A 12,943-nucleotide genomic window follows, 5' to 3' on the forward strand; every position below is an offset into this window, starting at 1 on the left:
TAATAGTACGAAACCGTCACATATAGTCTGCGTAGATACCTGATAAAGCGTAGGATTAGGCGTATAATGAGTCACATGCCAGTTACTCTCTATGAGGTTGTGACCTATGCTCGCTTTATTTGCCTTAGAACAGCTCGATGCGGTGCTCTTAGCCCGTCTCCAGTTCGCTTTTGTTATCTCTTACCATATTGTCTTTCCTGCCTTCTCTATCGGTTTGGCCAGTTGGCTGACCGTCCTTGAATTTCGCTGGTTAAAAACCGGCAACCCCATTTATGCTGAAGTCTATAAGCACTGGATTAAAATCTTTGCTGTCGTCTTCGGTATTGGCGTGGTCACGGGTGTCGTCATGTCTTATCAATTCGGTACCAACTGGGCCGTATTCTCTGACAGGACGGGTAACGTCTTAGGGCCACTATTGGCCTACGAAGTATTGACTGCGTTTTTCTTAGAAGCGTCTTTCCTAGGCATCATGCTATTTGGTTGGGGTCGCGTGAGTAAACGCATGCACTTTGCTGCGACTGCTATCGTAGCCATTGGCACCATGATTTCAGGCTTTTGGATTTTATCCGCCAACAGCTTTATGCAGACCCCGCAAGGGTTTTCATTAGGCGCTGATGGCCTGCTCTATCCTGAAAATTGGTTAGAGATTATCTTTAACCCCTCGTTCCCTTACCGTTATGCCCATATGATGACCGCCGCCTTCCTAACGACGGCTTTTGTGGTCGGCGGTGCAGGAGCCTATTACCTGCAATCCAAACGTCATGCAGACCATCGTGAGCATGGCAAGATTATGTTAGGTATGGCCATGTTGATGGCGATATTCATTGCTCCTTTGCAAGCCTTTATTGGCGATGAACATGGTCTAAATACCCTTGAGCATCAGCCCGCTAAGGTCGCTGCGATGGAAGGGATTTGGGAAGATGAGCGCGGGGCTGCGCTTAGGCTATTTGCTATTCCTGATCAAAAAAACCAAACCAATAAATATGAAGTCAAAATTCCTTATGTCTCAGGTCTTATCTTGACCCACTCCTTAGATGGAGAGATTAAAGGATTAAAAAATTGGGCTCCTGAAGACCAACCTCCGGTGATTATTGTCTTTTGGGCTTTCCGTATTATGGTCGGTATTGGTCTATTAATGATTGCCGTCGGCTTATTTAGTGCCTACAAATATTTTAGAAAGCAGCACTTTGATGCTAATAGCGTTTGGTTCCATCGTACTTGGATGGCGATGATGCCTTTAGGCTTCACGGCTTTACTCGCAGGTTGGTTTGTGACCGAAACTGGCCGTCAGCCTTATACGGTATATGGGGTATTACGCACCGTAGACAGTGTGTCGCCGCTTGCCGCTGAGCAGGTGGCTGCTACCTTACTTGGCTTTATCATACTTTATATCTTCGTCTTTGGTGCCGGTAGCCTCTATATCTTAAGGTTAATCGCCCTAGGTCCTAAGCCGTTCGAAGACCCTGCTGATGATAATTTCTATGAGCACTCAGTCACAGAAGGCCAAGGACGTACGCTTAGTGGCGACAGTGATCCCGCTGAGCATACTAAAGAGTCGGCAAACCCTAGCGATGATTTGGATAAACCGGCCAATGATAAGCAAGATGGAGGACTACGCTAATGTTTAACTTTGGTGATGTACTAGATCTACCCCTTATTTGGGGTGGTTTGATTGCCCTAGCGGTCTTCGTTTATGTCCTGTTAGATGGCTTTGATTTGGGCTGCGGGATACTCTTCCCTTTTGCTGGCTCTGATAAGAACCGTAGCCGTATCATGAACTCTATTGCCCCCTTTTGGGATGGTAATGAGACCTGGCTAGTGCTAGGCGGCGGCGGTCTATTTGCGGCTTTCCCAGTCGCCTACGGTATCATTATGACAGGGCTATATTTACCTGTTATTACTATGCTTTTTGGCCTGATTCTGCGCGGTGTGGCTTTCGAGTTTCGCTTTAAGTCTAATACCCGTCGCTACGTTTGGGACACTTGTTTTTTCGTCGGCTCAGTCGTGGCATCTTTTACCCAAGGCGTTATGCTAGGGGCTTTGGTACAGGGTATCGAGTCGAGCAACCGTGTCTTTAGTGGTGGTCAATATGACTGGTTAACGCCTTTCAGCATTGTCTGTGGGTTTGCGTTGATGATTGGCTATGCCCTATTAGGCTCAACCTGGTTAATTATCAAGACTGAACATACCTTGCAGGTTTGGGCGCGTAAAGTCTCAGGCTGGTTATTGGTAGCGCTAGTAGCGGCCATGGCCATAGTCACGGTCTTCATGTACTTCTCTTCTATTGAAGCGGTCACTCATTGGTTTACGCTACCTGATATGCTATACCTGATCCCTGTTCCTATTGTTATCGCCGCTTTATTTGTTCTCATGGGCAAAGACTTAAAAACAGAGCGAGAATATCGGCCCTTCCTCTTAACAGTTGCTATGTTTTTAGTCGGCTATTTGGGCGTTTGCTATGCCATCTTCCCACACATTGTGCCTTACAGCATGACGATTTATGAAGCGGCAGCAGCGGACACTTCGCTATCCTTTATGCTAATTGGTGCCGGTATCATGCTCCCCATTATCTTAAGTTATACGGCTTATGCCTACTATACCTTTAAAGGTAAAACGGACCACGAGCATATGTATTAAGGTCAATAAAAGATAGATGCAAGATAAATAAAGGCTAGGTGAGATGAGTTTAAGCTTGGATATAGTGTGCAGTATCCTTCCATATCCAAGCGGACTCAACACTTAGATACGTATCTTTATAACGGAGGCTCTATGAAAAAGCTCAGTAAAAAACAATCCCAGTGGGCTTGGTTTATTGGACTTTACTTTGCGGGATTTCTGACCATATTTACTATTGCACAATTAATTAGGATGGCTATGGGCATCCACTAGACTTCCCCATTATTGTTCGATAACTTTAAAAATGTCCTGCAAACTGTTTAATGCATCAATATTATGTTTTTGCTGCAAATTACGACAGAAGTTATGCAACCTTGCCGCTAATAAGGCACCTTCTAACAGCTCTTTTTCACTATAACTCTCTATATAACTCAGTAGCGCAGCATTCCCTCGCACTTTCATACTCTCAATAACTGCAGCAATTTCTTGCTTCATGTGGGCTGATATTGGCCAATAGGCACCTAAACTCTCAAACACCCACCCCTGCCAACAATAAACGATAGGCTTTGCCTCACAGACGGCCAGTCGTAACGTCGATAAATTATCTAACGTTAAAGTCTTTGGGAGCCGCTCTATTCTGACTATCAAATTATCCCACTGGCCTATCATCTCATCTAGCCTTAACTCGTCACGCTCATCTTGATGTAAATAATCTAATCGTGACCAGTCGAGCGCACGCATTCGTTGAGCTAAATCCACATGGGTTCTCTGGAACTTCTCAATTAACTGATTAGGTACGGATAAATTATAAATGTGCTCTCTTATCTGAGCATAATAGGGTCTGCGCTTCTCCAGCGTTTGACCTAGGGCAGCAGGATGAAAATCCATCAGCAGATATCTGCCCTGCTCTAATTTTCCGGACGCTATAAAAGTCGGTATTAATGACACATCATGACTTTTGGCCTTATTCTCTTGCATCGAATTCACTGGAATATCGGAGGGCCGCCATACCTTCTCAGGCTTTTTATTATAGTCCTCTCTCTTACTAGAAAATCCTGCCACACTTAGGGTGGGATTGGGAACACCGCTCTTAGGCAGAATGCTATTATTCTCAGATAGGGGGCCGTTAGCTATGAGGTTATCAGTATAGTTCTCAGTGCTGCTAGACGTGCCAAATACTGTCAAAAAATCAATTTCATGCTGAGCAAAACTTTCTTTGGTCGGGTGATAGCATTTAAGCAATAGATAATAGGGTGTGGGTGATTTCTTATCCTGTCTAATCTCGGTTAGGCGCACTACGACATAGGCAACAGTTGCCTTACTAAAGAGCTTGCACTCCACACACTCGATTGATAGCGCTTTGGGATAGCGACTAATCATCCACTGTGGCAACCATTCATTCAGGTTTTTCTGGTAAAACTGCTGCTCAAAATCGTTTTGAGTCATTAAGCCAAGCTGCTGCTCTTTAGACAAAAATAATAGATTAATATTATTAATGCGTTTCTTAATGCCCAACAAGCCAAGAGCGATATTAATATAGGCCAATAACGCTTGCCTAATGACTAACACCGCTATAAAAGTCAGCACCAAGGTTGGCAGACTCTGCTGAGTATAATCATAGACAATGACCGCAAAGCTAACGGCAATACCGAGGTTGGTGAGCAATAAGCTATTTTGCTGAAGGCGATCCTGCAACTTTTGATAGTCGGCTAAATGCTGTGAATGGTACGAGGTGTAGCTAATACTAAGGGCGAGTACCAGCATATAGAAGAGGACAGCGATAGCCAATTTAGGATAAAGAAATAAAATGATGGTCGTAAATATAACCCAGTTAACAATGGCCGCCAAACTGCGAATAATGACCCCCATAGTGAAATGAGCAATCGACTGGTGGTTTACCATCAATTTCGTCTTATCTAATGAACGGACTACCGCATCAGCTAGACTGTCTATCCACACTTTGCTTTGATGCTTTAACCAAACGTAAAGGCCAAAACTAAGCGCAATAATGATACTCAACCAAATCAATTGCAGCATCGCTGGCATTGGGGTAGTCAACATACTGTCCATCCGGCTATGACCCGTGGATAGCACGTAGAGAATCTGCCAAGGCAAGATTAGACTGACCAATAGACACACTTGCGATAGCAAACTCATCGCCAAGATCGCCCCTACTCTAACTTTATGCTGAGCGAAGAGGTGCTGGTAAATATGAAGGGCATTTGCAAGCATAGTGCTGTCTCGCCAGCAGATATTTTATGAGTGTGAAATCCTTACTTAAAACTTTTTTACGTCAATTGCCTTTATCTTACTTTCGATAATCTTGGGTTGAGCCTAACTAATTAAAGATAACCAGTGAAGTATAACCAACCATTTAAGTACAACCATGAGCGAACGATAAACAATAAATAACACCTATAGCTTTATCGCTAAGAACGTCTTTAGCTCATTTGACTGCTGCGCTTTAGGCACTACCCGATTTACAGCACGCTTGGTAGCTTCCCAGATATAAGGGTTTAGAGAGTCTTCACTCTGCATTTTTTCTTTCCATCCGTACGGTGGCCAACCTTTTATTTCTGACACTCGTAGGCTCTCTGCTGCCAACTCCTCAAAAAGGATAGGAATGAACTCAGTGCCATAGGCTTTATTATCAGCGACGACGGGTGCTCCTGAAAGATATTTTTGGCTAGCGAGGGTGTCTGGGATAACGAATTCATCATTGTCGTCAATTTGCTGGAATAAGCGCGTCCACATTTTGCTCGCGCCGTAATTGGTATCCATTACTTTAAGTAGCTCAGCTCTCGATTGCGGCAAGGATGGACTGGCCTCTCCGGTACCTTCAGTAAATAGAGATTGTGTCCAACGCGCCAGCCCTTCTAATAACCAGCCGTTTTTAAACATAATCTGACTATTTTGGTATAAGTGAAACAGCTCATGGGCAGGCGTCGCGAACTCTCTACTGTCTCCATAAACTTCATTACCTAGTGCCAACCGAATAAAGCACTCGTTGTTGGGATCGGCTTTACTGGTATGGACTTCATCAAACGCACGGCCATACGCTTTGTCAGGTGGCGATATTTCAATATTGATATATTGCGCCAGCTGGTAACGCGGCTGCTCGAGCGGACTCTTCAGGTGTAATACTTGCTGATACAAGTCATCTGCTCCTTCAAGCTGTCTTTGAATATCAATAGCTTGTGGCGCAGATAGCGTCTGTTGCACTTCGCTGCTCAATTCGTTCTTCGCTTGCGCTTCTGTCTTTATTGAAAACCTAAAATAATCACTAGCAGGCTGGTTTGAGTAACGAAACGGCTTTAAAAAATGCTTACCCTCTAGGCAGGCGCTGTAGTTTCTACCCGACATATCACGCCGATCTGGCGCAGCAGAAGCGCTGGCCTTGGTATCACCAATGCCGTCTATTAACGAGATATCATTGGCGGACAGTAGCAGATAACCAATAATAACCACGACGAATATCGCCAAACCTTGGTAGGTAGTCATAAATTTCTTCTCATTTTATTGCTAATGTTATTATCCAATAGTTTTATCAAACTGATGGCGTCAACAGCTTCAATCAATGGCCTTATTCAAGGTAATAGCATCTTTTTAAAAATAGCGCCCGTCTTACCAAAGTCGCTATCTCTACTAGAGCCTTTGAATAAAACTACATCATTAGGACTCACCTGCTGCTTCAAGAACTCTGCGAGCGCTTGCGCATGATCAAAGTGAGGCCCTAGAATCGTGTCGGGGAGTTTGGCGCGCAGCCATTTCATCTCATCACCATGAGTGAGTACTAAATCCGGCCCACTTTGTAACAACGGCTCGGCTAAGGCTTCATGGATATCTTTGGCCTTATCGCCAAGATGGACGATACGCCCAAGCACAAATATCTTTTTGTTATAGCGGCTCACTGGATCGCCATTAACTGAGGTGGTGTTAGTAGTAGAAGCATCAGCATCAGCATCAGCACCTTTGGTATCCGCTTCTTTAAAAGCCTGACTCTTAAAAATGGTAAAAGCATTCACCATAGAGTCGTATTCCGCATTAAAACTGTCATCGATGATATTCACGACACCTTGCTTATAGCTTAATTTTTCAATCTGCAACCTACCTTTGGTAGTCTCGAAGCGCTCAATAGCGCGACAGGCCGCCTGTTTATCGAATCCTAAAGCGTGAATCACTGCAAAGGCCGCAATTGCATTTTTTGCCATCCCTATAGACGGCATGGGCACGATAAACTCAAAGTCTCCCTCATCCGTCTCTATTTGTACGCGGCTAGATTCTAATGATAGCTCGATATCTTTGATTCGGAGTTGCGATTGGGGATGATCGCCATAGATGACCACGCTTTTGCTATATTTTTGCGCGTAATCGAGGACTTGTTCGAAGAACGGTAAATGCGCCCCAACGACAGCTATCGCATTGCGACTTAAGCCATTGAATATCTGTGCCTTGTACTTCATGGTCTGCTCAAGGGAGCTAAGCTGTTGAGTCTGTGAATAGCCTATTTCGGTGACTAGGGCCACATCAGGTTGGATAAACTGGGTGACCGGTCCTCTTTTCATCCATAATGCGCTTTGTGCTACCTCTATTATCGCGGCATCATGATCCGGTGCCAGACTGGCCAATACCCCAAGCGCGCCTACTCGTGAGTTATAGTTATCAAATGATGTCAATACTTTACTATCGACCATCATGTGCTCCAACATGTCACAAGTGCTCGATTTTCCTACCGTCCCTGTGATAGCGATAACCGGTTTGTCAAAGCGGGTTCGAGCCGCAATGCCTATCTCTATCCAAGCTTTAATAGGATCTTTAACTAATAATACGGGGAAATCATCTGGTAAGCCTTCGATAGGACGTTCAACGATAGCACCTGCTAGTTTGGCTACATTCGGTTGGATCTGATCGTGACGGTCAAACGGCTGAGGTCGCTTAGTACTGTTTTCATGCTGGGCCCTATTTTCATTGGTATTGGCCACCATAAGCACTTGCTGCCCACTAAATTCATCAATATGTTTTTGACTATTGACCACAGCATCGATATACCAACCTTTAGGAGGCGGTTTTAGCCATTTACCGCGAGTGATAGATTGCAGTTGGTCGGCATTCCATGTACCCACTGTATGACGGTCATAAACCTTGTCTGCAAAGGCTTGACGATACTTTAAATGTTCTGGCAATGAAGCGGCGTATTTGACGTCATTGATATGCAGAGTGTAATGAAAGGGCAAACTCTTAAATGGGGTATTCAAGCCAGCGCCTCGAATAGCCACTTCAAGCTGTAATACACCATTATCCCAAGTCTTTAAGTAAGGCGGTCGCAAGCCATAAAAATCTCTATATATCCTGCCAACTTCCCAAGTAGAGGTGGGCATCAGCCAATCGCAGGGATCATGTGAGGTACCTCGACCCCAAGCTAGCATAGTCGTGGCAAAAGTCGGCTTGCCACGAAAATGAATGCGATAATCTTCGCTTACGGTCTCAGCTATTTCCCAGAAACTCTCCACCCATAACATCCGACGTCGATTGAAGAACCGCGGCTTGGTTTGTAGTCCTATTAACCGCATAGGGCCGAATTCTATAGGGTCTATCCGAGCCTCTGCTGGCACCTCATCTACCCGTAAATCACTGCGAGATTTTGCATCCCATGGGGTGAAATCTAGCTGACCCTCATTAGCATGTTTACGGTAGCGAGTATCCGAAATTTCTGTAGAGGGTTGAATAGATAAATTATGCTTAATCGGGCTCGCCTCGTTGGGTGTCAACACAGCAAGACAGCCCTCCTCATAAATCTGCACTGGCGTTTTCATAGCTTGGCAAAGCTGCGCAAAACTCTGACAGCTCGCAATAGCCTCCTTGCCCTTTATGGACTCTGTCCTTCCATAATCGACAGCGACCGGATGCATGAGGACTGCTTCAACACCTTGCTGCGATATTTGCAGTTCAAAAACGCCACCATCTTTCGGGTCTGCTACCATGGCATCAAACAGTAAATCACCAGCGTCATGGATAATAGGCTTGCCTTTATAGAGCTCTATACCTTGTAGTCGATGCGCCGATGCACCCAATATGGCATCCGCTCCAGCTTCTATCAACTGATGACCTATGGCAATTTCATCCTTATCAGGCACCGATCGTTCATTCGCTCCCCAATGAATGGCTATTAATACCAAACGACCGCTAGACTTTTCTCGCTTAAATAAAGGCTGATAGGTCTGTAACCATTGATCATGGTCTTTGGGGTTAATATAAGCGGCCCCAGCCGAGATTTCCGCTATGCCATTGACCGTTGCCTTAGCTGAGCCTGTTGGTTTGCCATTAACTACTGACGAGCTGGCAACCGCATAGCGTTTCATAGTCGCATCAACATTGAATAAAGCGAGCTGAACCCCGTTGGGCAAAGTATGATATATAGGAGCAAAGGCGGCTTCTCTACTTTCGCCAACCCCCACAGAGTCGATGCCAACGGCACGTAAAATCTCTGCCTGCTCAATTAAGGCGGCAGTCCCGTAATCGCCACTGTGGTTATTGGCGCAGGTCACTGCATCTACGCCAGCCTTAAGTAGCACTGTCACCATCTCTGGGCGTGCTCGATAATAAAAAGGCCCACCCTCCCCTTTTTGGCGACCTTGCTCCCCTTGCACGGACAGCACGCACTCAAGATTAACAATGGTGTAATCGGCTTCTTTTAATACGGCGATATCTAGTACGTTGTCTGCACCATATTCTGCTGTCAAAAAGTGCTGACGACGACCTAAATTCACATCACCGCCCCACGCAACAGTACAAATATCATCGCGCTTCTCTGGAGCTTGAGTAATAGGTACTGGTGCAGTGACAGGTGCTTTAAGGGAAGTCGCTTCGGTAAGCAGTTTGGGATACTTTGGATTCGCTAATAAAGCATAATAATTCACATATCCTGACAGATAATGCTCTACATCATCGATACGGACACGAAAGCCATGATGGCGAATAAAGAAGCCGTGTTCGATGGAATTAGGAGATTTAAAGAACATGGCAACTTCAGGAAAAAAGAAACCATTTAGCAGGTAGTTTGCACGAGCATGTAGAGCCTCGTAAAATTCTGCAATATCAAATCCTTCTAAAACATAATGGTACTCAGGGTAGTCGTCGAGCTTGATAAGCATCTTGTGAAAGGCCATGCTGAGCTCAAGCAAGGTAGGAAAAGTAGTAATACGGTTTTTTATGAAGTCGGTATAGCCTTTGACATTATTAACCGCAAACTGAAAATACTTTTTGTCAGGCTTATAGATAACCAATTCATTAGAGCAGTAAGATAACCAGTGATCATGAGCGTGGTAGTGTTTGGCATCTATGAAATGGTCAAAAGCACGCACAACACAGTCTAACCAGCGGTCATCTTTAGTCAATCCATACAAACGCATCAGACCAAATGCCGCTTCTCCATCATAATAAATGATACGGGTTTTTTGCTTTAATTTGAGTGAATCGGCATGTAGGACATGGACAAAACTACCATCTTTCTGCTGCATCGCCACTATACCTGAGGCGAGCTTTTCAGTAATGGCTAGATACTCATCGCGATGCTCAGTATTGGAGAAGACCTGTAAATACTTTACGAATGCTAAAATAGCAACGGCATTGGCACCAAGTTTGATTTCATCATTCAGGTCAATCACATAAGCTACGTCTCCATAATCTCTAATAAGCTTATCTCTCACATATTTTAAGGCATGGTCTATACGGGTTTTAAGCTCTGCAAGCTCATTAGCATTTAACGTTTGTTTATCCCGGCAAACTTCGAAACCTTCTATTAGGGCATAAGTGCTACTGGCATGACGTAGGTTGTTATAAAAATCGATCTTACGATCGAAACATGGAAAGTAACCGTATATATACTTACCTGAAGTTTGTACTTGTTCGGCAAGGTACTGGCTGCTTTTGGTGACTATGCTCAATGTCGAATTTGGTTGCAAACTCCCTATTAAGCGCCTGCCTTTGTTTCTAGGCTGCGTATTGATATCCCAGCATTCGCTCGTACGAATATCAAAAAACCACCCAGTAGTATTAAAAGTTAGCATCTCTAAATCGGGAGTATAATTAGGAATTTGGCTACTGCCATGACGTCTTTTAAAATAGCGTGAAAAGTTATTATCATTAACTGCAGCATGCGAGGTCTGGCCCCCTTTATAAAGGCAAGCATTAGCATTTAATTCCATTTCAGTAAGTAACAGCCATGGTTCGCGAATGCCTTTGAAGGCAATTCCTGAGCGATAATAATTACGTTTAAATTTTTTCAGTGAGTTAGTAAATTCAGACCAAGTCGTTAGTTGGCTATTAATCATCCATTCAATTCTGCAAGTTACTAGGGGCTCATCCAACTTTTCAGCCATTTCTATAAGCTTCACTGCAATACCCTGACTCAATGATGCCGACAAAGCTTGCTGACCTTCTACGTCTGCAATCCATACGGTTTTAGTAATAGCACGACTGTACATATCGCTCGCTGAGATAATCATACAGTAGTCTGCTGTCCCATCGAATTTATTTAGTGCTGACCATAGACCAGTTTCACTAGTGAGTTTTTGCTTAATTAATGTGAATAATTCCTTAATTTTATAGTCTTTTATGGCTTCCATTGAGCTGCTGACTCCTATTTATTATTATCCATATCTTAATTAATTGTTAAATTAAATTTATCATAATTTTAAGTTAATTTGGTTAATTACTTAGGGATAATTCTTATCGTAACTAGCATTAAGAGCAACGCATTGAAATTAGTACAAACTATTTGTGAGATAGTCTCCACTATCAGCAAAGTAGAAAAATTTAGGTTTCTAAAGTAATCACTAGCTGAAGAAAATTAATATCTATAATAAAAAAACGCCTCCATTTGGAAGCGTCTTTTATAGGGGGATCTAAATAATCTCTGTGATTCGGTTTAGATAATATTTACCTGAACATCAGTATCGATAAAGACACATTCTGCTGTACTTGTACTGAAGTAGAGGTCGTAGCCACTCATGTTGCTACTACTGGTTGTCCAGTCTCCCGTCATATTAACTTGATCTGAGTCTGTGCCAGATATTACTAGGTCATTGGTCTCAGTATTAGCCAATACATCAGCCAAGCTTAGATTGACAGTATCATGACCATTTAGATTGATATTCTCAAACCCAGTCACATGCTCTAGGTCTAAAGTGGTACGACAGTTACCTGTTAAGTTCAAGGTGTCATTACTGCCGTCACCACCATCAATCTGGCTATGACTATAATAGTTACCATCGATAGTCAGCGTATCGTCACCGTCACCTAATTCAATAGTGGCACTGGTAAAGTGACTGCCTACGTTTCCGACATTCACCACATCATCACCTTCACCCGTATCCAAAGTAGAATGACCTTTGATAGAGCCATCGATAGTGATTGTGTCATTACCCATACCCGTATCAATCGTACTACAGACTGAGACATTGCCGCCAACATCTATAGTGTCATCACCCATGCCCATATCTACCTCTGAGCCTAATGAAATATGATGTCCTACGGATAACGTATCATTACCAGAGCCCATAGAGATGTCTGAATTTAAGACAGCATGGCTAACTTGAATCACATCATCACAGCCGTAAGTACTAATACTCGAGGCCGCTACTATGCCGCCAAACGGTATCGTGCTGCCATTGGCGTTATATCCCACCATGATACTGTCGGCGTAGTCAGTCGTAGCTGGGCTAGCGATTGACTGACAAACGACATTCCAATGATAAGTCGGATGCGCATCAACATCGCAGTCCGCGTCACAATCCGAATCAGCGTCGGCGTCAGCATCGGCGTCAGCATCGGCGTCAGCATCGGCGTCAGCATCGGCGTCAGCATCGGCGTCAGCATCAGCATCAGCATCAGCATCAGCATCAGCATCAGCATCAGCATCAGCATCAGCATCGGCATCGGCATCGGCATCAGCATCAGCATCAGCATCAGCATCAGCATCAGCATCAGCATCAGCATCGGCATCGGCATCAGCATCGGCATCAGCATCAGCATCGGCGTCAGCATCAGCATCAGCATCAGCATCAGCATCAGCATCAGCATCGGCGTCGGCGTCGGCATCGGCATCGGCGTCGGCATCGGCATCGGCATCGGCATCGGCGTCTGCATCAGCGTCTGCATCAGCATCAGCATCACAATCCGCGTCGGCGTCTGCATCGGCGTCAGCATCGGCGTCGGCGTCGGCATCGGCGTCAGCATCGGCGTCAGCATCGGCGTCAGCATCGGCGTCAGCATCAGCATCAGCATCAGCATCAGCATCAGCATCAGCATCAGCATCAGCATCAGCATC

Annotated in this window: 6 protein-coding genes; 2 read left to right on the forward strand and 4 right to left on the reverse strand. The window is 44.6% G+C overall.

The window, feature by feature from the left end; translation table 11 throughout:
• Nucleotides 1-106: 106 nt before the first annotated feature.
• Together ACZ2XM_RS09405 and cydB are read left to right on the forward strand one after the other, a co-directional pair.
• The gene (locus tag ACZ2XM_RS09405; protein ID WP_490588277.1) at nucleotides 107-1,621 is read left to right on the forward strand and encodes a cytochrome ubiquinol oxidase subunit I; all 1,515 of its coding nucleotides are present in this window, start codon (nucleotides 107-109) and stop codon (nucleotides 1,619-1,621) included.
• Nucleotides 1,621-2,637, forward strand: coding sequence for a cytochrome d ubiquinol oxidase subunit II (gene cydB / locus ACZ2XM_RS09410; protein WP_490588278.1), 1,017 nt, complete (start codon nucleotides 1,621-1,623; stop codon nucleotides 2,635-2,637). Before ACZ2XM_RS09405 ends, cydB begins: the two co-directional genes overlap by 1 nt.
• Before the next feature lie 261 nt (nucleotides 2,638-2,898).
• On the opposite strand, the gene ACZ2XM_RS09415 is transcribed toward cydB, so the two are convergent.
• The 4 genes from ACZ2XM_RS09415 to ACZ2XM_RS09430 all read right to left on the reverse strand — a co-directional run.
• Nucleotides 2,899-4,848: a hypothetical protein gene (locus ACZ2XM_RS09415; protein ID WP_490588279.1), complete on the reverse strand. Its 1,950-nt coding sequence runs from the start codon at nucleotides 4,846-4,848 to the stop codon at nucleotides 2,899-2,901.
• Between the two features lie 183 nt (nucleotides 4,849-5,031).
• Nucleotides 5,032-6,117, reverse strand: coding sequence for a hypothetical protein (locus ACZ2XM_RS09420; RefSeq protein ID WP_490588280.1), 1,086 nt, complete (start codon nucleotides 6,115-6,117; stop codon nucleotides 5,032-5,034).
• 86 nt (nucleotides 6,118-6,203) lie between these two features.
• The gene (locus ACZ2XM_RS09425) at nucleotides 6,204-11,240 is read right to left on the reverse strand and encodes a CapA family protein (RefSeq protein WP_490588281.1); all 5,037 of its coding nucleotides are present in this window, start codon (nucleotides 11,238-11,240) and stop codon (nucleotides 6,204-6,206) included.
• Nucleotides 11,241-11,542: 302 nt separating this feature from the next.
• Nucleotides 11,543-12,943: hypothetical protein (locus tag ACZ2XM_RS09430; RefSeq protein ID WP_490619001.1), on the reverse strand; the 1,401-nt coding region annotated here is incomplete at its 5' end.

Source organism: Psychrobacter sp. CoH-33_TS_01, assembly GCF_058189395.1.